Raw genomic sequence first — 22,690 nt, forward strand, 5'->3', positions numbered from 1 at the left:
ATTCACCACTTTCCTTTTTTCTGTCTTGGATCAAGCACATCACGCACTGCATCACCGAAAAGGTTGAAAACCATAACCGTAAGAAAGATCGCTAATCCGGTTCCCATAATGGTCCAAGGTGCCGTTTGAATCATACTTCTTCCATTGCTCATCATAGAGCCCCACTCAGCAACAGGTGGTGATGCGCCAAGTCCCAGAAAAGACAATCCTGCGATTTCCATCATCATGGTGCCAATATCTAAAACAGCTGTTATTATAATCGTGCTGACAATATTCGGTAGCACATGCTTAAAAATAATCTTGCCTGTACTTGATCCAGCAAGTTTGGCCGCCGCTATATAAGTTGTATTCTTAATCATCATGACTTGACTTCTTGCAATTCTGGCGTACTTGGGCCAAGAGATACATGAAAGTGCTATAATAGCACTTATGAGACCACCACGCATTACGCTTGCAACTGCAATGGCGAACACCATGCCTGGAAAAGATAGAAATACATCGGAAAACCGCATCAAAATAGAATCCAATCTGCCGCCGTGATAACCACAGAGTACCCCTATCGCACTGCCAACTACTGAAACGATCGCTACGAGAAAAAGAGTCGCAAAAATTGTTGTCTGAGAGCCCATAATCACGCGAGAAAACATATCTCTTCCGTATAGATCAGTGCCCATCAGATGGTTTGCACTCGGTGGTTTAAGAGAATTCTCCAAATCTTGTATGTAAGGATCATAAGGCGTCAAATGCGGTGCAAATGCCGCCACCAAAAGGAGACATCCCACCATCATCCCAAAAAGTAGCACTTTTTGTTTCGTAAAATCTTTTTCAATTTTTTGACTGCGTATAGTCACATTTCTCTCTTCCATCATTCATGCTCCTGTCCCAGACGAATTCTTGGATCTAAATAATGATAAATTATATCTGTAAAAAGATTGATCATGATATAAATGATGGCCATCCAAATCACGTAAGCCTGAATCACTGGATAATCACGCATGATAATAGCATCTATGGCCATCTTCCCAGCACCATCCCACATAAAAATAGATTCTACAATGGCTGTGCCGCCAAGAAGCGAACCCATTGAAAGGCCAACTAAAGTCACAATGGTTAGCATAGATGCCTTTAATACACTAAAAAATAAAATTTTGCGTTCATGAATGCCTCTAGCTCGAGCACCTTGTACGTAATCCTTATTGAGTTCTTCAAGAACTGTCGTTCTAATCATTCGAGTGTATTTAGAAGCCATGGCAATAGTAAGTGTAAGTGCGGGTAATATCACGCTTTTGAATCCAGCGTTATTTCCCATAACAGGAAATAGTTTTAGCTTTATAGCAAAGAAATAGATTAACAGTAACGATACAAAAAAATTTGGCAAAGCATTTCCAGAAAAACACAAAAAACGTATGAGATAATCGGAAAATTTATTTTGCTTAACTGCCGCAAATATCCCCATGGGGATGGAGATCATCAGGGTAAGCAAGATAGACGTGAATGCCAAGTAAATCGTTGCTGGAAGTTTGGATAAAAACATGGGCATCACAGGCTTTGAAGATATAAACGATGTCCCCATATTGCCTCTGAGGACATTGCTAAGCCAGACCACATATTGTTCCATCAGCGACTTGTCCAGTCCTAGTTCTGCCCTGAGTTGAGATTTTTCCAAAGCTGACATAGCGCCCCCGGTGTTACTTTCGATTACATCGACGGCATCTGTCGACCCTATATTCATAAGCAAAAAAGAAAACAGTGTAATTCCCACCAAAATAGGAATCAACTGAATAATTCTGTTTAAAATATACCTTTTCATGTGGTAGATCTCCCTCATTTAAATTTTAGATCCCCATTTGGGATATCCTTTTTTAATATCTAACTCTTGATGTCTTCTTCAATGTTTTCTATCTAATCCAGCTCTAGATCCCCTACTTTTTAGCCGCCACAAGAAAAATGGGTGCAGCTGGATCATTGAGTTCTCCCAAAATAGATTTTCCAACATGAACATCACTAGTGCAGAAGGAAAAGCCAATCTTTTTTAAAACGGCTGTATCCCAAGTGGGACGTTCTTCCCGGCTGATTTTCATGGCAAGTGTGATCTCTCGGTTTTCCTTTTCCAACTCATGTGTTACACCTGTATGTCCATAGGGTACTTCATTGCCAGCACCTTTCTTTTCGGCTTTATGTGAAAGTATGCCGCTGCCATAGTTGGCATCAAAATTGATGAGTACGCCCTCTTTTTTTAGAACCCTGAACCATTCGCCATAAGCCCTTTCCGGGTCAGGTAAAGTCCATGTGAGATTTCTAGATATAACCGCATCGAAACTTTCGTCTTCAAATAAGAGGTTTTGAGCATCCATTTCATCAAAGCTGATCTTGAGGCCTTCATTATCAGCCAATTTTCGAGCTTCTTCAATCATGACAGGTGTCAAATCAACGCCAGTCATTTCATGTCCGCGTTTGGCCAGCAAAATACAGAAATAACCGATTCCAGTGCCAACATCAAGTATTTTTAGGGGTTTTTGGGCAGGTAAATACTTTTCCAGCACGTCACACCAACGTTCTGCCAAACCATCTTTGAGCTCATTTTTTCTTACCTTACCAAATTCTTCGATTCTTTCTGTCCAATAGTCCATCACTCTGTTCTCTATTTTTTTTTCCATTTCTATGTTCCTTCCTGTGTTAAAGTGATTCTTTTGAAATGCGCCCATAAAATATCAACCTGAAATGCGGATATACCCCTTAAAAAATACTGTGATAGCATTATGCTATCACAATATCTTTCACAACGTAAAAACGCACTCAAATTTTCTACTCTAGTTTTCTTATATGATCTTATTTTCTTAAACAATCTTATTTCTAGTTCTCATCAGGCATTTCACCGAGCACAACTCTCAAGGCATTGAGTCTGCCCGTTTCTCTTTTACCCAATCCATATCCTACTTTTTGGGTATGCATTGTAGGCATATTGCCAAATCCAGATGAGATGGATTTGATAATCGCCATCCCTGTTGGTGTAATGAGTTCAGTATTGATGTCTTCCTGTATCAACGGTATGTTGGTATCTGTAAGCATTTCCATGACTGCTGGTACTGGAACAGGCATAAACCCATGTTGACATTCTATAAAGCCTCTGCCCTCATGTAGCGGTGAAGCATAAACTTTGTCAATGCCAAGCATATCTAGGCAGATGGCAGTTCCAATAATATCCACTATGGAGTCTACAGCGCCAACCTCATGAAAATGTACGCTATAAATATCCTTCCCATGTACTTTAGCTTCCGCAGCAGCAATTTCTCTGAAAATTTTCTTGCTCAACACTTTTACTTTGTCACTGAATTCGCCTTTCTCTATAATTGTTTCGATATCTCTTAAATTTCTTGAATCATGATGATGGTGATGGTTGTGATCATGGTCGTGATCGTGGTGGTCATGGCTGTGCCCATGATGGTGATCGTGATCGTGGCTGTGATCGTGCTCATGGCTGTGATCGTGGTCATGCTCATGGTGGTGGTCATGATCGTGATGGTCATGTGGCATCTGTTCAGATTCCAATAATACAGTTACATCTGTTCCACTTATGCCTTTTTGCAGTTTTTCTTCTGCCAGCAATTCGTATCCTGTAACATTAGTTTTCTGTAGCTCTTTTTTCAACGCTTCCACATCAATCCCTAATTCTATTAAGGCCCCTATTGCCATATCTCCGCTGATTCCGGAAAAGCAGTCAAAATACAAAACTTTCATCTTATCCCCAACTTTCTTTAAAATTTATTTTTGTGCTCTCACCATAAATAATGGTGTGCTTCTATAACGAATTTTTTCATCTTCATCCCATACCAGCTCTGTGATATCAGGATTCTGCCTTATATTTGTGAATCCACATTCTTGTAATACTTTTAAATCCCATTGCGGTCTATATTGTCTACTGAGAGGAAGTGCCAAACTGATCTTGTCGCATTCCTGCGTGTCCTCATAATCATAGGGATCAATCAATCCCATGGCTTCAATCCTTCTCATATCTTCCTTAAAGGATTCATTTAATTCACTATTAAAAAAACGCAAATACCAATTGGCATCAAAAATCAATAGTGTCCCCCCAGGCTTCAAGACTCTCTTCCATTCACCATATGCTTTTTCAGGCTCTTTTAAAGTCCAAGTCAAATTTCTACACATTACCACGTCAAACTGGTTATCTGGAAAGTCCAACATATGAGAATCCATCATATGAAATTTAGGACTGACGCCAGCTTGTTTTGCATTATGAGAAGCGTAGTGAATCATATTTGGTGAACAATCCACTGCAGTAACATGATGTGTCATTTCTGACATGATAATGGCAAAAAAACCAGGTCCCGTTCCAATATCAAGGACTTCAAGCCTATCATTCGCTGGGATATTTTTAGAAATCAATTTCATCCATGCATTCTTTTTAAAACTCCCCAACTCATATTGAATCCAGCTGTTAAATGATGGCGCTGCATCTTCCCAATAATTCTCAATCCTATTCTGAATATCCAATTTTTTCTCCTTATTTATAAAATGAAGATTGTGTTTTTACAACAAAAAACCACGTCAGATGAATATCTGCTTCTGCAGAATTATCAACCTTCGTGGTTCGTTTTATCTTATAATCTAATCCGTAATTCACAAGTCTCTTTAGTCTTCATGACCAATAGTCTAAACGTAGTTTACTATACACAAATTATTAAGTCAACTATAAACTTATTTTTCGTGTAACTGGCTTCAAAAGCATATTTTTTTATACAAATATATATATTTTTTAGAGGGTTATATGACTCTGTACTTGATTTTTTATATTATTCCTTTATTCTCTGTTGATAAATATGCGTAAATAATATACAATTCCATTATGTTACAATAATTATTGTATTTTCTACTTTAGGAAGATTGTTTGAAAATATAATATCATACATTACTCTTGAACGAATAACGACATCTTAGTTAAAAGGGGAAAAAAATGCAAAAAAAATTAGTTTATATTCTGATAACTCTAGTTACACTGGGAAGTATATTTATGGATATATTTATCTATGCTGGAACATTAAATCTATTATATATTATATGCCTTTTTCTTTTTTTTATGGTTTTTACTTCGCGCATAAAAAAACATATCCCTATGATTTTACTGGGGATCATTCTTCTTCAAATATTACTAACCGCTTTACTGTTTCCAAAATATACTTATGAAGATGCCAAAGCAGAAATTTTAAAAATTTATAATCAAGAGCAAATTCTTAATTTAAGACCCAAATCTATGCTCACATCTATTCATTTTTACGAAGTTATTAATTATGGTTACGTCTTTGAAATTGAAAATCAAGGAAAGCGTATTAATGTCATTGTCAACCCAAACAACCTAGATGAACATGGGGTTCTCAAAGGAAATTGGGATTAAAAAATTTAAGAGTTACTTCAATTCACATGTGTTATAACCTATTTAAATTTGAATATTATTTTAAAAAATAATACTCATCCATATAGGCTATAAGCCTTTGAACAACTGTTTTAAAATCCGATTCACTCCTCACGTAGTGATTCATCGACTTCTTGTATTTCTCATACATTAACCGATTCATTTCTAATGTAATGGCATATTTTTTTCACCATCATTCATGTGACAAATCAGATTTCCTTCTACATGCCGTGTCCATGTTATTAGTCGTTTCCCATCCGTATACTGAGTATCAATGATATTCTCTTGATCATCTGACGCCACTCGGTCAAATCCGCGCTTCTTCATCTCGATATCTATATACTCTCGTCTGACGCGTTCATAATCTATCGGTTGTATCCAGTGTTCGTTTATATAAGGATCTATAAAATCTAGAAAAATGGATAGCCACTCGTTTAAAATTAACTCTGTTTCCTCTTGTGACATATCACCATCATGCTCTCGCATAGATTGAAACAGCTTGTATAAACGCAAAATATCCTGTTCATCTGGGATGCTTAAACTTCTTTGAATACTTCCCAATCCATTAACATAAAACATAATTCCCACAGATTGTCCCTCATTGATTTTAATGAACTTAAGATCATATAAATCATTTTTAGGCTCTATCATAGCATAGCCCTTCGCTGCAAGTGGTTTCTTGAAAATGCGTTTTACAAGGCTCTGTGGCCTTACCCTTTTCTCCTTATGAATGACCCGAATACCATTACTATCTAAAAAGGCCTTGGATGCATTTTTCACATTGGTGTAATATAGGTTCATTAACCGGTCAAGCTTAAACGCTTCAACAAACTTCTCACAGGTATCGTATAAGGCTTCTGAATTGGTTTCACGTTCTATAATCATCTGCTGAAACTCATGGATCGCTTTCTTATCGCATCCCAATTTTATCAGTTCGGTTATATCTATAACGGATCCATGACTGGTGATCTTGCCTGTCTCATAATACAGCTCCATGATAGATACCAATTCTCCATCACGATAAAGCTCAAATCCCCAACTATAATCCGTTTCATAAAATAACAGGGCAGGCACTCCAAGTTCTTTCGATATCCAAACCAAAGCCTCTTCAGACTCGATCTTTTGAAAATCCAAGAGCAATGCTTCCGAATCCTCATTGAGATTAATCATGTAGCTATTCCATTTTTTTGCCTTTAAGCCTTCCTCAAGCCGCTCTATATTTAGATTTTGCTTCCGTAGCACTATGCCAATTGTTACTGCACTCATTCGATTGGTCACCTGCCCTTCTATTTAAACCATTATCATGTGTTGGATCATTTTTCAAATTTAAAATTGGATATTATTTAAAAAAATAATACTCATCCATATATTCTAAGAGTCTTTGAACAACTGTTTTGAAATCTGAATCACTCCTCACGTAGTGATTCATCCACTCATTGTTATTCTCTTTTAAGATTTGATGCAGCTCTGAACTAATGAAATATTTTTTTTCACCTTCAATCATATTGCAAAACATTTTTCCTTCCACATTCCGCTTCCACCCTATTATCCGTTTTCCATCCGTATACTGAGTATCAATGATATTCTCTTGATCATCTGACGCCACTCGGTCAAATCCACGCTTCTTCATCTCAATATCTATATACTCTCGTCTGACGCGTTCATAATCTATCGGCTGTATCCAGTGTTCGTTTATATAAGGATCTACAAAATCTAGAAAAATGGATAACCACTCGTTTAAAATTGCCTCCGTTTCCTCTTGTGACATATCACCATCATGCGATCGCACAGATGGAAACAGCTTGTATAAACGCAAAGGGTCCTGTTCATCTGGGATGCTTAAACTTCTTTGAATACTTCCCCGTCCATTAAAACTAAACATAATCCCTACGGGTTGTCCCTCATTGATTTTAACGAACTTAAGATCATATAAATCAACTTTAGGCTCTATCATAGTATAGCCCTTTGCTGCAAGTGGTTTTTTGAAAATACGTTTTACAAGGCTCTGTGGCCTTACCCTTTTCTCCTTATGAATAACGCGAATGCCATAGCTATCTAAAAAGGCCTTGGATTCATTTTTCACATTGGTGTAATATAGGTTCATTAACCGTTCAAGCTTAAACGCTTCAACAAACTTCTCACAGGTGTCGTATAAGGCTTCTGAATTGGTTTCACGTTCAATAATCATCTGCTGAAACTCATGGATCGCTTTCTTATCGCATCCCAATTTTATCAGTTCTTTTATATCTATAACGGATTCATGACTGGTTATCATGCCTGTCTCATAATACAGCTCCATGATAGATACCAATTCTCCATCACGATAAAGCTCAAATCCCCAACTAAAATCCGTTTCGTAAAATAACAGGGCAGGCACTCCGAGTTCTTTCGATATCCAAACCAAAGCCTCTTCAGACTCGATCTTTTGAAAATCCAAGAGCAATGCTTCTGAATCCTCATTGAGATCAATCATGTAGCTATTCCATTTCTTCGCCTTTAAGCCTTCCTCAAGCCGCTCTATATCAAGATTTTGCTTCCGTAGCACTATGCCAATTGTTACTGCACTCATTTTTGCCTCCTATCTTTAAAATCCATAAGCTAATCCACCCTTGAGGAGTTTCATAAACAAGATGATATCGAACACAACTGCCTCAATAAAATACCCATCTGTAAGAGTACCATAGAGGAGTTCATTGTCACTGGTTTTAGCCAAAACATAGCCATGTTCATGATCCTTTGCAAAAACGGTGAAAAGAAATTGATTTTTATCAACTTTGTCGGATTAATTTTATAACTTTCCGTAAAATCTGTCATTTATTAAAGAACAAATCTACAACAATTTCTTAAGTTAGTCACTATGCTCATTGCCAAATACAATTGAATCAAACATATCCGCATTTCTAATTATGCGCTTTTGATCATCAGTATTTTTAAATGTAGTTATAATCTCGGATATTGAAGGTTTTTTATACTTTTCGCTAATCGCGTCACCAAAAACATTTGTCACTAGATCTGGTATTATTTCAAAAATGGGCAATCCCAAAAATGGAATTGTAGTAGCAGTTATTCCAATATATTTCCCAACTTGTAAGAATGGCGCTTTCGATATTTTAGCAATATATATGTCAATTGCCTCTCTTCTAGTACATGCCATTTCTTTTTCTATACTTTCCAAGTCATCCAATATATCTATAATATTTTCCCATGTTACAGAATGTGTATTGGCGCTTTCAGTTATTATATTTTTCTCTATTGGAAACAATTTGTTCTCTAGTTCATGATTAATCTTATTTTTACTAACCAAGGTTGGTAATGTGAGTTTTGTACCTTCGACATCAGAAATCATTTCAGATCTTATAGTATTATAGCTAAAATCTATGATTTCCCTTGCATACTCTAAAGAATCAGACCTATACTCGTTCTTTAGACTTGACAGAAAATTATAATACATTGATCTTCGGTTCTCACCATTAAGTCGCTTAATTCTTTCAAACAACTCATAAGTTTCAGTCTCACGAACATCATTAATAACGGAATCTATTGTACTGTTAATATATAAGTCTAGCCTTTTACTTGAATTTACTCGAATTGTCTTAGTTTTTCGAGTTTTTAAATTCAGTTCTCCAATTGTAAGGAGAATTTCATTCAAGTATTCCTTATGTAGCGGAATAATATCATTTGAGTCAATCTTGTATGTTCCTTGTGCTAACGCATCAATCATTTTCTTTTGTACATGAATTCTCTCCTTTGCTTCATACTCGTTTAAAAAAGGAATCGAAGAATAGTTGTAAAACTCAGCATCTTCATTCATTCCAAATCTAAGAGTGTTTGAATAATATTCATTAACACTACTACTGGAAGAATGTACAAGAATTCTGATTCTATTTGACTCAATCAACCTATAAAAAATTTCTTTGTATTTGCTTTGAGTTATTTTGAATATTACATTTGAGTCAATAATTTGTGTGTCTGTCAACGTTGGTTTTTTTCCTAAAATCAACATATAAAGCAAATATAATTCACTTCTTTCAAAATTATCATTTAATTTACAAGAAGAATTAAATAATGGTGATGTTTTTACAGTATCGAACAGATCCAAATACATGACTTAATCCTCCCTACAAAATAGTTTACAAATAACAGATAGTGAAAATGCATCTCTTATGATATTTTTATTGATCATGTCTTTCAGTTCTCCTTTTGTTTTTAGAACATATGATTCAATACCTTCAATCTCATTAATTTTTCCGATAGATTCTAATGAACATAAGAATGTAAAGACTTCACCACCAGATAATCCAGAGTCTGAAATAACAGACCCAAGTGATTGTATATCTGCAACTTTGCTTCCTAATTCTTCAAAAATTTCTTTTTTTGCATTATTCTCTATCGATAAGCCTATTTCAGAGAAACCTCTAGGAATCTCATACTCGACATTTCTCGTGCCATGCCTGAAGTGTTTTAATAGAACAAACTTGTTTTCATACATCGGAATTATTGCTACACCATTATATCCCGCTTTATTAATCAACCTAAAATAGGGGAACCTTATCTGTGCTCTATTTTCCACTAAGTCATTAATAATGAAAAAATATTCATTTTCGTAAATGATCCCCAAATCTATTTTATTTTTAATTTGATATTCGATAATGATACTTTCATCTTTTATAATTTTTAGATTTTCTGACTCAACGTAAAATTCGGGGTAGTCATTCATTATTTTTAAGTACTTTTCAATGTTAAGCATCAATAGCCATCTCTCTTTTCAATATTTTAAGTATAATTCTGTCAATTCAGAATTTATGCTTAAAACAATTTTATCTATCTTTGTATCTATTTACAACAAAAATTGATTATTAATCGTACCCATATGATATTATTATTTTTTTATGTTCTATTGCGATTTTAAAAAATGGCTATAAAGCTATTTTAGTGAATTATAAACTATAATTCACTTCTCCAACATCCGATACAAAATACCCTTAAACTTCTGCCATTCCAAAATAGCAAATAAAAAAACAGCCCCCATGACTGCCAAAACAAATCGATATTCAAACAGTGAACCTTTCATTCTATTGCTCCTTCAATTACTCTTCGTCAAACGAAACCACGTTACAGGAATTAGGTGTTAAACATCTAATCATTCCAAAACCCAGTAAAAAGACCGCCAAACAAAGTATCCTCTAATATTTCAATCCGAGATTCGGGTAATTGAGTAAACCAATTCGTTATTTGTACAACAGCCACATATGCATTTATACCGAGGTGTGAAGTACATTTTTCAATAATATGCCTTGGATGTTCTCCCTGTTGAATATCGAGGAGTCCAGTAATAATCACTCTTGATTCTACCAATTCTTCTCCCTGAAGATTTTCAGCTTCCACAGGATTGGTCAATACTGCTTTGATGGATTTATGTTCTAACCCATCTATGACACACTGGGCTCCAATCCTAAAAAGAAGAGGGGCCTCTGGTGTATTGGTTATCAGATCGTCCATGGATAGTAGTCCCGAAATCCGAGCCTCTTTTGCACAAATTTTTATCGCCTTAATGGTTTCCTGAACATCCCCAAATACGATATTTTCATTTAGACACTCTAATTTATTCATTCTTAACCCCCGCTCATTCTTTTATTTTTAATGATTTCTCCGGCTTCAACCAGTAAACTATAAATGCGACAAATATTCTCAGAAGATTTCTTGTATGCATTATCTGAAACGCCACCTAAAAATATCATATCCTCTCTCAACATTTCTGCCATTCTTGAGGACATATTGGTTAAAAATTTCTCTTTTAAACTCTCAGACCCTCTAGATAAGTATGTTGCAAGCTCCGAATTATCGATTTCCCGAATCAATCTCTGAATTGACCGATCATCAGAATCAATAAATGTGTTCTCATCTATAACAGACTCTCGAATCACCTCTGCTGCATCCACATTCATTACTTCTAAAACATCGAGCAATGAGCGCTTTTTATCTTCATCGTCAATAGCATGATATAAATTGATCAAAATTTCAGCTTTCTGCTCTTTTTCCTCAATCGTATCATTAGGTAAAATTAAGCTCAGAAGCTGTCCATATACGCCAAGTATAATATTATCCTCGTATCTAATCAATTCACTGTAAAGGTGTTTGGTCAAGGTGATGACATCCTCTAATGAGAGCTGATTCACAAATTTTTTATACAAACTGATGGGGGCCACCGTTAATGCTACAATTCTATTGGGAATGGATAATTGAATAAAAGCAAGCGATACAGTGTTGCTTGGATATTTTTCAATTACTTTAAAATACTCATCTAGCTGTTTTATATTTTCCTCGTTCATTGAATTTGCACTCCTTTTTGACCCTATATATTTTGCATTCATCTGACTTTTTGACCTTCACTAATTTCCTTTGCACATCTTTTTACATATTCATCTGAATTAAAAATGCTATTTCCCCTTATGAAAGCTGTTGGTCCACCAAACTTCCAGCTGTTCATAAGGGATTCGGCGCTAACACCGGGCTTTAAACCTTCTTTAAGACTTTTATCGATAATACTTTTGCACGTTTCAACCGCTTCCTCCAAGGAATCATAAGTACCAACTTGTGCTTGACCACTGCCACCGTCACAGCTGAAATTTTCATAGTTATCATCCACATAAACTTCATATTTAATGGTCTGTACTGGAGGCCACTCGTTCATCGCTTGTGATAATGCATCTGCTGCTTGTTGTACCTGTTTTAGATAGGGGTTGTAATTTCCAGAAGCACTTTTTAAAACCGCCCGTCTCTCTAGTGGGAGACAGTCTAATATTTTTTTCTTTAAAGGTGCATCTGCCACTGCTATAAGTACTGCTATAGGATCATCAAACATGTTTTCTAAAAACTGAGCGAACATTTCATCATCCCAGATCATGTATATATTTAAATTATTAATTTCAAATTCAAATTCTGTTTTCGGTTGCTTAAGATTTTTATCACAGGTATATCCATAGGCGGTCAACTCTTCTGGGCATTCCAAAGTCAATAAATCATTATAAAGACTTGAACCAAGGTAAGCCCCTAATCTTTCTCTTAATACTTCAGGTGGAGTCCCTTCTAAAATACTTTCAATTCCTTCAATAATAAGAATTTGTTCTAATTGTTCGTAAGAAGTTCCTTTATCTGCTTTTGCCATTTCTTTAAGCTGACGTACAACGTCTTTTGTAGGAATGCCATTAATCCCCAATTTAAGACCTTTTCTTAAAAGCATTGGCATTTCAGGACTTCTAGTGAAATTCTCTAACTCTAACAACCCTTGATACCGTGCAGATTCAGTTAGAACCATAAAGTTTTGGATTAAGGGGAGTAGCGTTCGTTTTTTTTCCATTGTGATCTGATTCATTTCATCTTTGATATCATCGGTTTTATTCTGTCTTCCTAAATTGCTCAACCATTTTAAAAATTGTTTCATATGATCCTTCTTATGTTTCATTTATCAAGATTATTTTCTTTAATATCAAATTCACTTTGAGGGACTTTAATTAGATTGACCTGATAAATAGCATCATAATTTGAGACGCCTCAGGAATTTGTTGTATTTCGACAATCAGTCGAAGGTGTTTTCCCTCGCTTTCATGCCTCTTAGCTCAAATTTATCTGAGCTACTTTCCTCAGATTGTGAGTGAAGATACCATACCCACACCAAGTAGAGGTTCCTTTGGAACCTCTTAGGTAGCTTCTGCGTAGGCCAAAGGATCGTTTTAGACAACTAATTCGACCTTCAATGCCTGCTCTGAACTTTTGTAGCTTTTTAAATTTCGGTTTTTGCTCCTGTTCTTGACGTTTGGCTGTCTTTTTGCCGGGTTTTGGAATGCTTATATGTTTAACACCCAATTCCTGCAACGTGGTTTCGTTTGACGAAGAGTAATAACCACGATCACCCGCTACTTCTGTCGGTGCCTTCCCGAATATCTCTATATGATGTTCAACTGCATCTATGAGAAGGGTCTTATCAGAAGGGTTCCCTTGATGGACGCTATAGCCCGTGATTAAGCCCTCTGAGATTTCTTCCAATTGAAGAACATGGCCGAATTCAACACGTTTCCCAAGCTTTCCTTTGGAAATGGGTCTTGCATCTGTATCAATTATGCTGACAATTCGATTTTCTGGCTTACCACCTGAATTTACAAACTCAGTTTGTTCAATGATTTGATCCACTGTTTGAACGGTTTCAATTAAATCTAGCTTGAGTTTTTCATCTGACTTTGTTTCTGGGACGAGTGTTTTCAGCAATGCAGTTGCTTGCTTCAGGGTGTCTTTTGCCATCGCAGCCATTTTCCCTGTAATATCCCTAACTTCTTTGATGGTTTCATTTGTTCTGCGTCTTACTATCTTATTGATACTCAAGAGTGTTTGTTTCATTTCTTTCGTTTTTTTTTACTTGATTTACGAACTTTGTGACCACATCGCTCTTTAACCTGTGTCATTTGATTTTCAAGCTTTTGGACACCTTTGAAAAGAAGTTCTGCATCAGTCGGATAGGCAATATTTGATTCTACAACTGTAGAATCAACCCTGACTCTTTTGCCTTTGATCACTTTGTTTTTTCGAAGCTCCAAAATAAAGTTTTCATTGAGCTGCTGTATGATTTCCTCGCCATACTTCTTGGTAATTTTCATCATCGCAGTGTCTGTTGGCGCTTCTTGATCCATTGGAATATGGCAAAACTTTTTATACATCGGTGTCTTGGTCACGACCACAGATAGATCTTCAAAGCTTATACAAAGATAAAACTTCAATACCATCATACGAATGAACACACGGACTGGAACCGTTGGTCTGCCTAGAGCAGTATGATATCTTTCTATAATAGGCTCTTCAAAGACCGGATTCTGAAGCAGTTGGTCTATTTCAGATAATTCAGGTGTCAGTTCAAAAAGAGCCTTCGGTAAAAATTCTTCAAATAGTGTGGGCTGTTCCCAGTTTGGATAGTCAAGTATAAGCATAATAAACGTCCTTTCAATAAGGTTTCTTATTATACTTATTCGACATTTCTTTGAAATATCCTTTTTGTTTTGCGAAAAAAATACTTTATCAGGTCAATCTAATTATTTTACAATCAAGGCTTCCTTTTTATCCAATGTCGAACCATTTTTCACGCGGTAAGGGATATTTTTAGTGCCATCATTTTCTGTAAAATAGAGGTATTGGTTGTCAGACACAAAGTCGAAGTTTTCAGAATTACCGAGATAAGTCAATCCCTCTCCAGTCTTCTTCATAACATATAGATTATCGTCCTCAGTTGTGAAATAGATATACTCGCCGGCATTATAAATGTGATCAATCTCTTCATCATAAAAGCTGATAAAGAAACCATCATCTTCAACATCTTTTGCCGGAAGATTTATTTGACTGAGATAGGTCGTTTTGCCAGAGGCTAAATCATATTTATAAAGCTTATTAACGGTGCAATAGACACCATTGATCTTTATCAAGTTATCATCGCTGATGATTTCCTGAGTAAAATAAAGTGAACCATCGCTGTATGCACAATTAGAAAGTGAGATATAGCCTTCCCTTTCGTCGCCTAAAATGAATTCGCTTTCATTACCATTTTTAAGATTCAACTTTAAAAATCGATCTCTCGACAAGGTATAGAAAAGATTGTCACCAATAATTGTAATCAAAGTTGGTGCAAAATAGTCATCATTACCGAATTCCTTCAATATTTTTTGGTTCTGTCCATCCAAGTCGATGCTTTCAATAGTTAGTTTGTCATCATATTTCTTGGAAAAATAGACTCGGCTTCCCATTGCCAAAATGCTTTCTATCTGAGAATCCTCTACAAGGGTACTTTCATAAAAGACTCCGGATGCTGAACGGCTAATTTTAGCAATGCCGTCTCTATCATTTGTAATCAGATGAGCACCTACAAGTGCTGAATCCGAAGAATATCCTTTCAGAGGAGATGTCGAAAAGGCTGTTAAAGTTTGGGAACTATTGTCAACTTTGTAGAGATAAGTATACCCTTCTAAATCCATAAAAAGGTATGTGATATCAGGCTTGAGGATCATACTACTTCGATAATCTTGTGTACTAGCCAAGTTTCCAAGTTCATTTTCATCCACTTTTGCAAAAATAGGATTTCCAGACATGATTTCAATTACTTTTTCGAAGTCCTCATGATCAATGCCATTTTTCTTAAATCGCTCAATATCGTTTAGAACAATGTCCTTAAAAGCATTATTGGCTTCATCTAAATCAGACTGATGTTCAAAGTATATTGTAGATGCACTTGAAAAATCGCCTGACATAAGATAAGCATGTGCCAACTTTGCCAGAAGATCCAAATCGTCCGTGCCATAAGCGTAAAGCTCTAGATCTAAGATTGCGTCATTGGGATTCCCAGTCAAAATGGAAGTGTATACATAGAGCTTTATATTGTCAGTGAAGCTGCGATCTATTTCATATGCGTTCTTACTTGCTTGGTATGCCCCTTCGTAATTTTCAAGCTGGAACAGTGCATCTGCCTTTAAGTAAAACGGAACAGCTTTTGAAGAATCAAGCGAGATTGTCTTGTCAAAAGCGTTGACGGCTTCACTGTATTTTCCAAGATACTTGTATATTGAACCAAGGTTAAACCAGAATCTAAAATTTTCAGGGTCTACTTTTACACCACTTTCCATGACTGGTGCCGCATCTTGCCATCTGTCGAGCATGATATAACATTCTGTAAGTTGAGAAATTGCATCGAGGTTTGTGTTATCCTTTTTGAAAGCTTGCTCCAATAGTGGTAGTGCTCTTTCGTAATCTTCCTCATCGTAGAATGACTGTGCTTCAGCGAGATATTCCTCAGATGTTTTGCCACAGCCTGTAAGTGAAAGTGCTAAAATCAAAACCATCAACAAAACAGAAAAATTATCTGGGGTAGATTTCTTTTTTAAATTCAATTTGATCATCTTTTCTCTCCTTATATTGCAAGGCTTTAAAATATTTCATCCTAAATAAATGATAGCCTACTTCTTAGTAGGGCTAATTATACAGTCAAATGATATTTTTAAAAAGCGGTTTTAATGCATTTAACACATTAAAACCACTTTATAGTACAAATCTTTTACTTATTGTGTTATTTAATGCAGCATATCTTAACAAAAATAGGAGAGTCTGATTGAAGATTATTTTTAAACAAGACGGTAGAATGAGTAAAACTGCCCTAGCACTTTAATTCAAAATCATATATAAAAATTTAGCCATCTCTTTTTCCTCTCTTTCTGTTTTGAGTCAAAAAAAAACGGCAAATCTGTAGACTGTTAAGTCAAACTAAGACTTGTCGCTTAATTATACTGGCAATTGTTTTTGAGTCCATGATGTCTGTTTAATAAATTGTGAAGATAATTTTTGCTTCTTCTGGTGTCGCCCACCAATACCAATTCATATATTTACATTTAACTTCCATAGAATCAGAGCTAACTATTTGACTCCAGTTTAAAATTCGTAAATTAAAGTAAAAAGGCCAAGAAAGCTTGATAACAGTGGCGCTTTAGCCATGTTAGCTTTCTTGACCGTCTTTCTTGATTGAGCCGAGGGGCTCCCAACTTTTGCACAAACGGTGAAAAGATGAATCATATATTATAAATCATTCTCTATCAAATTAATATTGTTGAGTATCTCTTTGATTTTAGGAAGCTCTATTGAAATAACATTCCAAACAATACTCATATCAATACTGTCATAATCATGGATCAATACATCCCTTATATCTGCCATTTTTTCCAAGGGACTTCATTGTAATTGTCTTTAAACTCACTTGATATCCTTTTGGCAATTTCTCCAATAATTTCGATATTCCAAATAACTGCATCCTAGATGATGAGCGTTTCATAAAAAACATCCCGTCCTTCAATGGTATACTTTTGAACCTTATCTATAGCTTCTAATATCTGTCCGATATAAACAAAATCTCTACTCATATTAACAAAGCGCTCCTATTAATATTTCTACCGATTTCATTGTCCTTTAGCCCATCTTCAGAGACAACATCCACTTTTTTATTAAACAATTCTTCTAACTCAAGCTTGATTTCGACAAGATCAAATAATGAGGCATCGTCTCTGAACTTCACTAAAAAATCCAAATCACTTTGATCAGTTGCATTACCATTAACAGTTGAACCGAAAACTTTCACTTGATTTCCCTTGTTCTTCTGGACTATTTTATGAATTTCATCTTTTTTTTCTAATATTTCACTTAGAAGCATTTTAGTCACTCCAATCTATCAAAAAACTGTTCAATGCAACAGGTATAATATGATCATATTATACCTTATTTTTATTTTTTTGACTAATAATAACCTAAAAATAGTTTCCGGCTATTATGTAATTATGGTTCATATATAAGTCTAGCCTTTTACTTGAATTTACTTGCATTGTCTTAGTTTTTCGAGTTTTTAAATTCAGTTCTCCAATTATAAGGAGAATTTCATTCAAGTATTCCTTATGTAGCGGAATAATATCATTTGAGTCAATCTTGTATGTTCCTTGTGCTAACGCATCAATCATTTTCTTTTGTACATGAATTCTCTCCTTTGCTTCATACTCGTTTAAAAAAGGAATCGAAGAATAGTTGTAAAACTCAGCATTTTCATTCATTCCAAATCTAAGAGTGTTTGAATAATATTCATTAACACTCTTAGATTTGGAATGAATGTACAAGAATTCTGATTCTATTTGACTCAATCAACCTATAAAAAATTTCTTTGTATTTACTTTGAGTTATTTTGAATATTACATTTGAGTCAATAATTTGTGTATCTGTCAACGTTGGTTTTTTCCTAAAATCAACATATAAAGCAAACGCTCAAATCTCCTACTCTTCAGCATAACACCGCCTATCCTTATACTTCATCACCAACTCTTTCTGAACCCTCGTCAAATCAAGATCAAACACCTCAGCAGCCTTCAAGAAATTAAAACTCAGTGCCATATGTAGATCAGCAATCTGTAACTGATGATAAAAAAAATCATCCTGCTCACTCACCGACAAATATTGACAAGCCCTCTTATTTCTCGTCATCTTCTTGATCGCCTTAGCACTCTCACTCGCCTTTTTCATTTCCTCGATCAAACAATCCAGAACAGTGGTATAATTTTCATCCACATTATTCAAGAAGTGGCATATTAAAAAGACCAAGCTCTCTATCAGTGGTATATTCAACCTTTAACCTCGCCTCTCTCACAATTTCTATGACTTTTTCGACTAAATCAGATGGAAACTCCTGAGTACCGCGCTCACACTTACTGTAATTGCTCTGACTCATGCCCAACTAACATCCTGTGAAAGACCTTCTTTATCCCTTGCGAACTTCAACAGTTTGTAGAAGTGGATGGTTTTATCGACCTCCTTTTATTATGAAATTATCGCAATACGCTACAATTCTAATTTTAAAAAAGGTCTACTCAATTTTAAAAAACTCAGCAATTTTTTTGCCACAGGAACAGATGGTTTTCGAACTTCATTTTCGATCTGACAATAATAGTTTCTAGATATCTCACAACCGTCTGCCACTTCTTTTTGAGTCAACTCCATCTTTTCTCTTAACTCTTCAAGATTAAGTATCCCCCCTCCTTTCAATGTTCCAAAACACTACTGCAATTTTATTGCAATGTCGCTTTTAGCTACTGTAAATCAGTTTTTATTCCTTTTTGTTACATTTGTTGCAGTTTGCGACTCTATTATTTATACTATATATGAGGTGAAAATATGTTAGGAACAAGGCTTCGAGAACTTCGTAATGAAAAAAATTTAACCCAAAATGAGATATCTCAATTGCTAAAAATTCCTCGTGGGACTAATGCTCATTATGAACTTGATAAAAGGCAGCCTGATAATGATACATTAAAATCATTAGCTGATTTTTTTGACGTGTCACTTGATTATCTTTTGGGACGAACTGATATTAAGAAATATACCGAAGATATTCTCGCTTTCAACTCTACTGAAGGTTTAACAGAAGATGATCTCAAATTGGTTCATCAGATGATCCAAAACATGCGTGATAAGAACTTGAGCAAGAAATAGAATTTAATAATTGAGAATAGGAGCTGTAAGGCTCTTTTTCTGAAGTTATTCATGGTTATATTTGCTATTATTAACTATTTAATTCAGTAGTACTGGAGGTATCAAAAATGCTATTTAATCCCTACAGATATTTTATAGTTCCTTGCAATGATCAAATCTCCATTGATTACATAAGTGGAAAATATCCAATTGAAAAAAAAGAACAATTAGTTATCGACTATTTTTCTAATTTAAAAATTGAAATAAAAGAAAAGATCATTTATCATAACAAATCATATTGGATATACAGTATTGATGCTTTTGACGATAGATATCAATTATTAAAAATCTGTAAAGAAAAAGAAATAGAACTTCATGAACCTAAAGAACGAGACATTGAAGAATCGAATGTACCTGATTTTCCATATGTCAATGTGTTACTTGATACCAAAAAACAAATATTTTTGATTGAACATAATTACTTGATTTTTGAATATACTGGTATTTGCGCAAATATTATTTCCTTGTTTTTAAATGAAAAAGCGAGATTTTACTCCTATGAAGTCACCTTAAATCCTATGCTTGTTGAAGATGACTTTTGGGCGTCTGTAGAAACATTTGAAAAAATAAATGAACTATCAATGAGTTTAAATTCACCTAATTTATTTGAAGGTTGGCTCTCTACAAACGATTTTTTGAAAGCTATAAAAAAGAAATATAATAACACTTTTTCTAATATAAGTTTAAAAAACAAAACCGAATCATTGTGTATTGAAGACAAAAATAAAGAGCTTAAAGACGCTATAAAATATATAGCTAATGGTGGTGGTCGGTGGAAAATGATAGGTATAAAGGATCAAGAACGATTTACCTTTGAGAGTGAAAAACATATCCAAAAAATAATTGGGGACGACGACATTCAAGAAGCTTTTAAAAATAAAGATAAGAAAGCCATTCAAGTTTTCGGGAAAATAGTTGATATTATAAAGGAGTAACATATGATCCCTTTATTAAAAGAATTTTTGCTAAGTATGATAAAACCTCATCAAAAACTATTCACTCTAAAAAACATAAAAACTTTTGGTCGTAGACTGTTTGACGTATTTGCTGTGTTATTAATAAGTTTTTCCCTCATTATAATTAATCCTTCAATTATTAACTTAGAATTAATTAATAACTACAATATTTTCAACATTACCTTATGCACATTTTGGGCAATAGCACTAACAATTATTTTTTCCTCATCTGAGAAATTTGAAGAGTATTATGAATTATGTTCTGATGATGATCTTTTAAAAGAAAAATTGTCCGTTATAAAAAGCACTTTAGGGTTAAATTTAAAACGCATAATATTTTCTTCTTTGCTATTTTTTACAAATATGATATTAGAAAATTCAAATACATTCATATTTACTTTTAATACAGAACAATCACTAAATAAAGCCAATGGAATATTTAAGCTTTTTATCCTTATATATGGTTTAATTTGTGTAATTGACTTAATTTTTACAACTATACCACTATATACGAACCACTTTGAGAATAAGCACTCTTAATAAAGTACCTCTTTTGGTGTCGTACACCGGAATGGGTACGGATTGTTATGGTCATTTTTACTTAGGCACAATTATATAAATTTTAAGAGGAGATTTTATGGCAAATTTTGAGGAAAAAATACGCGATCCTTACACTGGAGAAATTGCATTAATCAAGTCTAATGATCTTTTTACTTTCAAGACTCGAAAAGCAAACAAATATGAATCTTGGCGAAAACGTGCTGAAAGAATGCAGAAACAACAGACTAAAGAAAATGGTTTGAGTCAAGCAGCTGAACTTACGCAACAAGCAAATGACGAGTTTTACGCTTTGAACAATATTCTTATGGATACACTTAGTATTGACGATCGCTTTGACTGGGATGAGCTGAAGGACTTTACTCGTTTCAAGAACTTCAACTATAAAATATCACCTCCTGTTGAGAGCTCATATTACTTAAATGTTCCTAAAAAAAGTTTTTGGGAAATCCTCTTTAAATCTAAAACTATTAAACGAGAAAAACTTGAAGCTGAAGCTGCAGAAAACTATCTTAATGATCTGAAAATGTATGATGAGGAAAAGAAAAAAGCAAAAGAAGCCCATGATTTAGAGAAGTCTGAGTACTATGAAGATCAAGCAAAGCATAATGATGATATTGAAAAACTTCAAGCTGCTTTTGATTCACATGATCCAGAGGCTATTGAACACTATTTGGATCAAGTTTTTTCTCGTTCTGTATATCCTGAGTCACTATCACTTAATTACGATATAAGTTATATTCCCGATCGCCGAACAGTAATTTTAAATGTGGATTTACCTAATCCAGATACCTTACCTAAAGTGATTGAGTATAAATACGTGGCGTCAAGGAATGAAATTACAGAAAAAGTAATGAAAAAAAATGATTTCAAAATACTCTACGATGAAGTTGTTTCTCAAATTACGATTCGTACTATCCATGAAGTATTTGAATCCGTATACATTGATGCACTTGATTTTGTAGTTTTTAATGGTTATGTGGATAGCATAGACACAAAAACCGGTCAAGACGTGCGTTCGTGTATCGTGTCAATTCAAGCTGAGAAAGAATATTTTAATTCATTAAATCTGAAAAATGTATCTGCTAGAGATTGCATCCATGGACTTAAAGGTATTGTTGCAAGTGAATTTATCAATTTGGCACCGGTTAAACCAATTCTCCAACTTGATAGAAATGATCACAGAATCATTGAATCTGATGAGGTAATTGACGGTATAGATCCTTCTAATAATTTGGCTGAAATGGACTGGCAAAAATTTGAGGTTCTTGTCCGTGATCTTTTCGCGAAAGGATTCTCTGGCGAAGGTGTTGATGTTAAAGTCACTCAGGCGTCTAGAGATGCAGGAGTTGATGCTATCATCTTTGATCCAGATCCAATTAAAGGTGGAAAGTATGTCATCCAGGCAAAACGTTATAATAACGTAGTTGGAGTAAGTGCTGTTAGAGATTTATATGGTACCGTTATGAATGAAGGCGCTGTTAAGGGCATTCTAGTTACTACATCCACATATGGTAAAGACTCAATCGAGTTTGTAAAAGACAAGCCTTTAACTTTGATAAGTGGCGCTGAGTTGATTCACATGTTCAACCGACATGGATATGATGTGACAATAGCAACAAAGAAAAAATAAGTATATCCTTTCTTAAAATCAAAAGAACAT

At 34.8% G+C, this 22,690-nt stretch carries 26 protein-coding genes; 5 read left to right on the forward strand and 21 right to left on the reverse strand.

The window, feature by feature from the left end; genetic code table 11:
- Positions 1 to 2: 2 nt before the first annotated feature.
- The 5 genes from nikC to ISU02_RS12605 form a co-directional block, all read right to left on the reverse strand.
- Positions 3 to 866 (reverse strand): nickel transporter permease, encoded by an 864-nt coding sequence (gene nikC / locus ISU02_RS12585; RefSeq protein ID WP_407646438.1) that lies wholly within the window; start codon positions 864 to 866, stop codon positions 3 to 5.
- Positions 866 to 1,810: a nickel ABC transporter permease gene (nikB, locus tag ISU02_RS12590; protein ID WP_194702188.1), complete on the reverse strand. Its 945-nt coding sequence runs from the start codon at positions 1,808 to 1,810 to the stop codon at positions 866 to 868. Before nikB ends, nikC begins: the two co-directional genes overlap by 1 nt.
- Positions 1,811 to 1,922: 112 nt before the next feature.
- Entirely contained in the window at positions 1,923 to 2,657 is a 735-nt protein-coding gene (locus ISU02_RS12595; RefSeq protein WP_194702189.1) for a class I SAM-dependent methyltransferase, read from the reverse strand.
- Positions 2,658 to 2,853: 196 nt separating this feature from the next.
- Positions 2,854 to 3,738 carry a nickel pincer cofactor biosynthesis protein LarC gene (gene larC, locus ISU02_RS12600; RefSeq protein WP_194702190.1) on the reverse strand — a complete coding sequence of 295 codons (885 nt, stop codon included), beginning with the start codon at positions 3,736 to 3,738 and terminating at the stop codon, positions 2,854 to 2,856.
- Between the two features lie 24 nt (positions 3,739 to 3,762).
- Positions 3,763 to 4,512, reverse strand: coding sequence for a class I SAM-dependent methyltransferase (locus ISU02_RS12605; RefSeq protein ID WP_194702191.1), 750 nt, complete (start codon positions 4,510 to 4,512; stop codon positions 3,763 to 3,765).
- A gap of 460 nt (positions 4,513 to 4,972) precedes the next feature.
- Here ISU02_RS12605 and ISU02_RS12610 point away from each other — a divergent pair, with 460 nt between their 5' ends.
- On the forward strand, positions 4,973 to 5,410 hold the full coding sequence (locus ISU02_RS12610; protein WP_194702192.1) for a hypothetical protein: 438 nt from the start codon (positions 4,973 to 4,975) through the stop codon (positions 5,408 to 5,410).
- A gap of 183 nt (positions 5,411 to 5,593) precedes the next feature.
- On the opposite strand, the gene ISU02_RS12615 is transcribed toward ISU02_RS12610, so the two are convergent.
- The 16 genes from ISU02_RS12615 to ISU02_RS12690 all read right to left on the reverse strand — a co-directional run bounded on the left by ISU02_RS12615 (position 5,594) and on the right by ISU02_RS12690 (position 19,027).
- A complete protein-coding gene (locus tag ISU02_RS12615) occupies positions 5,594 to 6,694 on the reverse strand; it encodes an SGNH/GDSL hydrolase family protein (protein WP_194702193.1) in 1,101 nt (366 codons plus the stop codon).
- Between the two features lie 73 nt (positions 6,695 to 6,767).
- On the reverse strand, positions 6,768 to 7,997 hold the full coding sequence (locus ISU02_RS12620) for a hypothetical protein (protein ID WP_194702194.1): 1,230 nt from the start codon (positions 7,995 to 7,997) through the stop codon (positions 6,768 to 6,770).
- A gap of 279 nt (positions 7,998 to 8,276) precedes the next feature.
- Positions 8,277 to 9,533: a hypothetical protein gene (locus tag ISU02_RS12625; RefSeq protein WP_194702195.1), complete on the reverse strand. Its 1,257-nt coding sequence runs from the start codon at positions 9,531 to 9,533 to the stop codon at positions 8,277 to 8,279.
- 3 nt (positions 9,534 to 9,536) lie between these two features.
- Positions 9,537 to 10,175, reverse strand: coding sequence for an NUDIX hydrolase (locus tag ISU02_RS12630; RefSeq protein ID WP_194702196.1), 639 nt, complete (start codon positions 10,173 to 10,175; stop codon positions 9,537 to 9,539).
- A gap of 389 nt (positions 10,176 to 10,564) precedes the next feature.
- Positions 10,565 to 11,038 carry a hypothetical protein gene (locus ISU02_RS12635; protein ID WP_194702197.1) on the reverse strand — a complete coding sequence of 158 codons (474 nt, stop codon included), beginning with the start codon at positions 11,036 to 11,038 and terminating at the stop codon, positions 10,565 to 10,567.
- A 2-nt stretch (positions 11,039 to 11,040) separates the two neighbouring features.
- Positions 11,041 to 11,757: a FliG C-terminal domain-containing protein gene (locus tag ISU02_RS12640; protein WP_194702198.1), complete on the reverse strand. Its 717-nt coding sequence runs from the start codon at positions 11,755 to 11,757 to the stop codon at positions 11,041 to 11,043.
- Between the two features lie 38 nt (positions 11,758 to 11,795).
- Positions 11,796 to 12,869, reverse strand: coding sequence for a MotA/TolQ/ExbB proton channel family protein (locus ISU02_RS12645; protein WP_194702199.1), 1,074 nt, complete (start codon positions 12,867 to 12,869; stop codon positions 11,796 to 11,798).
- Between the two features lie 170 nt (positions 12,870 to 13,039).
- Entirely contained in the window at positions 13,040 to 13,819 is a 780-nt protein-coding gene (locus ISU02_RS12650) for a transposase (protein ID WP_194702200.1), read from the reverse strand.
- Positions 13,816 to 14,403: a transposase gene (locus tag ISU02_RS12655; protein ID WP_194702201.1), complete on the reverse strand. Its 588-nt coding sequence runs from the start codon at positions 14,401 to 14,403 to the stop codon at positions 13,816 to 13,818. The genes ISU02_RS12650 and ISU02_RS12655 overlap by 4 nt, the downstream gene beginning before the upstream one ends.
- Before the next feature lie 102 nt (positions 14,404 to 14,505).
- A complete protein-coding gene (locus ISU02_RS12660; RefSeq protein ID WP_194702202.1) occupies positions 14,506 to 16,356 on the reverse strand; it encodes a tetratricopeptide repeat protein in 1,851 nt (616 codons plus the stop codon).
- Between the two features lie 670 nt (positions 16,357 to 17,026).
- A complete protein-coding gene (locus ISU02_RS24340) occupies positions 17,027 to 17,164 on the reverse strand; it encodes a HepT-like ribonuclease domain-containing protein (protein ID WP_228727812.1) in 138 nt (45 codons plus the stop codon).
- Complete coding sequence (locus ISU02_RS23965; RefSeq protein WP_228727822.1) at positions 17,133 to 17,279, reverse strand: hypothetical protein; 147 nt, start codon at positions 17,277 to 17,279, stop codon at positions 17,133 to 17,135. Before ISU02_RS23965 ends, ISU02_RS24340 begins: the two co-directional genes overlap by 32 nt.
- A gap of 84 nt (positions 17,280 to 17,363) precedes the next feature.
- On the reverse strand, positions 17,364 to 17,654 hold the full coding sequence (locus ISU02_RS12670; protein ID WP_194702203.1) for a nucleotidyltransferase family protein: 291 nt from the start codon (positions 17,652 to 17,654) through the stop codon (positions 17,364 to 17,366).
- A gap of 608 nt (positions 17,655 to 18,262) precedes the next feature.
- Positions 18,263 to 18,508, reverse strand: coding sequence for a hypothetical protein (locus ISU02_RS12680; protein WP_207736291.1), 246 nt, complete (start codon positions 18,506 to 18,508; stop codon positions 18,263 to 18,265).
- A 46-nt stretch (positions 18,509 to 18,554) separates the two neighbouring features.
- Positions 18,555 to 18,713: a hypothetical protein gene (locus ISU02_RS12685; protein ID WP_194702206.1), complete on the reverse strand. Its 159-nt coding sequence runs from the start codon at positions 18,711 to 18,713 to the stop codon at positions 18,555 to 18,557.
- Between the two features lie 110 nt (positions 18,714 to 18,823).
- The gene (locus tag ISU02_RS12690) at positions 18,824 to 19,027 is read right to left on the reverse strand and encodes a helix-turn-helix transcriptional regulator (RefSeq protein ID WP_228727813.1); all 204 of its coding nucleotides are present in this window, start codon (positions 19,025 to 19,027) and stop codon (positions 18,824 to 18,826) included.
- Between the two features lie 129 nt (positions 19,028 to 19,156).
- Here ISU02_RS12690 and ISU02_RS12695 point away from each other — a divergent pair, with 129 nt between their 5' ends.
- From ISU02_RS12695 to ISU02_RS12710, 4 genes are all read left to right on the forward strand, one after another.
- Positions 19,157 to 19,474: a helix-turn-helix domain-containing protein gene (locus ISU02_RS12695; RefSeq protein WP_194702208.1), complete on the forward strand. Its 318-nt coding sequence runs from the start codon at positions 19,157 to 19,159 to the stop codon at positions 19,472 to 19,474.
- 107 nt (positions 19,475 to 19,581) lie between these two features.
- Entirely contained in the window at positions 19,582 to 20,448 is an 867-nt protein-coding gene (locus ISU02_RS12700) for a hypothetical protein (protein WP_194702209.1), read from the forward strand.
- Positions 20,449 to 20,451: 3 nt separating this feature from the next.
- Positions 20,452 to 21,009: a hypothetical protein gene (locus ISU02_RS12705; RefSeq protein ID WP_194702210.1), complete on the forward strand. Its 558-nt coding sequence runs from the start codon at positions 20,452 to 20,454 to the stop codon at positions 21,007 to 21,009.
- A gap of 97 nt (positions 21,010 to 21,106) precedes the next feature.
- A complete protein-coding gene (locus tag ISU02_RS12710; RefSeq protein ID WP_194702211.1) occupies positions 21,107 to 22,660 on the forward strand; it encodes a restriction endonuclease in 1,554 nt (517 codons plus the stop codon).
- Positions 22,661 to 22,690 lie beyond the last annotated feature (30 nt).

It is taken from the genome of Fusibacter ferrireducens (assembly GCF_015352425.1).
In the GTDB taxonomy this organism is placed as follows: Bacteria; Bacillota; Clostridia; order Peptostreptococcales; family Acidaminobacteraceae; genus Fusibacter_A; species Fusibacter_A ferrireducens.

Bases quoted from the DNA above. Each gene is read 5' to 3' on its own strand.
- nikC (WP_407646438.1), bottom strand. From the start codon at position 866: ATGGAAGAGAGAAATGTGACTATACGCAGTCAAAAAATTGAAAAAGAT.
- nikB (WP_194702188.1), bottom strand. From the start codon at position 1,810: ATGAAAAGGTATATTTTAAACAGAATTATTCAGTTGATTCCTATTTTG.
- ISU02_RS12595 (WP_194702189.1), bottom strand. From the start codon at position 2,657: ATGGAAAAAAAAATAGAGAACAGAGTGATGGACTATTGGACAGAAAGA.
- larC (WP_194702190.1), bottom strand. From the start codon at position 3,738: ATGAAAGTTTTGTATTTTGACTGCTTTTCCGGAATCAGCGGAGATATG.
- ISU02_RS12610 (WP_194702192.1), top strand. From the start codon at position 4,973: ATGCAAAAAAAATTAGTTTATATTCTGATAACTCTAGTTACACTGGGA.
- ISU02_RS12615 (WP_194702193.1), bottom strand. From the start codon at position 6,694: ATGAGTGCAGTAACAATTGGCATAGTGCTACGGAAGCAAAATCTAAAT.
- ISU02_RS12620 (WP_194702194.1), bottom strand. From the start codon at position 7,997: ATGAGTGCAGTAACAATTGGCATAGTGCTACGGAAGCAAAATCTTGAT.
- ISU02_RS12625 (WP_194702195.1), bottom strand. From the start codon at position 9,533: ATGTATTTGGATCTGTTCGATACTGTAAAAACATCACCATTATTTAAT.
- ISU02_RS12630 (WP_194702196.1), bottom strand. From the start codon at position 10,175: ATGCTTAACATTGAAAAGTACTTAAAAATAATGAATGACTACCCCGAA.
- ISU02_RS12635 (WP_194702197.1), bottom strand. From the start codon at position 11,038: ATGAATAAATTAGAGTGTCTAAATGAAAATATCGTATTTGGGGATGTT.
- ISU02_RS12640 (WP_194702198.1), bottom strand. From the start codon at position 11,757: ATGAACGAGGAAAATATAAAACAGCTAGATGAGTATTTTAAAGTAATT.
- ISU02_RS12645 (WP_194702199.1), bottom strand. From the start codon at position 12,869: ATGAAACAATTTTTAAAATGGTTGAGCAATTTAGGAAGACAGAATAAA.
- ISU02_RS12650 (WP_194702200.1), bottom strand. From the start codon at position 13,819: ATGAAACAAACACTCTTGAGTATCAATAAGATAGTAAGACGCAGAACA.
- ISU02_RS12655 (WP_194702201.1), bottom strand. From the start codon at position 14,403: ATGCTTATACTTGACTATCCAAACTGGGAACAGCCCACACTATTTGAA.
- ISU02_RS12660 (WP_194702202.1), bottom strand. From the start codon at position 16,356: ATGATCAAATTGAATTTAAAAAAGAAATCTACCCCAGATAATTTTTCT.
- ISU02_RS24340 (WP_228727812.1), bottom strand. From the start codon at position 17,164: ATGGCAGATATAAGGGATGTATTGATCCATGATTATGACAGTATTGAT.
- ISU02_RS23965 (WP_228727822.1), bottom strand. From the start codon at position 17,279: ATGAAACGCTCATCATCTAGGATGCAGTTATTTGGAATATCGAAATTA.
- ISU02_RS12670 (WP_194702203.1), bottom strand. From the start codon at position 17,654: ATGCTTCTAAGTGAAATATTAGAAAAAAAAGATGAAATTCATAAAATA.
- ISU02_RS12680 (WP_207736291.1), bottom strand. From the start codon at position 18,508: ATGAAAAAGGCGAGTGAGAGTGCTAAGGCGATCAAGAAGATGACGAGA.
- ISU02_RS12685 (WP_194702206.1), bottom strand. From the start codon at position 18,713: ATGAGTCAGAGCAATTACAGTAAGTGTGAGCGCGGTACTCAGGAGTTT.
- ISU02_RS12695 (WP_194702208.1), top strand. From the start codon at position 19,157: ATGTTAGGAACAAGGCTTCGAGAACTTCGTAATGAAAAAAATTTAACC.
- ISU02_RS12700 (WP_194702209.1), top strand. From the start codon at position 19,582: ATGCTATTTAATCCCTACAGATATTTTATAGTTCCTTGCAATGATCAA.
- ISU02_RS12705 (WP_194702210.1), top strand. From the start codon at position 20,452: ATGATCCCTTTATTAAAAGAATTTTTGCTAAGTATGATAAAACCTCAT.
- ISU02_RS12710 (WP_194702211.1), top strand. From the start codon at position 21,107: ATGGCAAATTTTGAGGAAAAAATACGCGATCCTTACACTGGAGAAATT.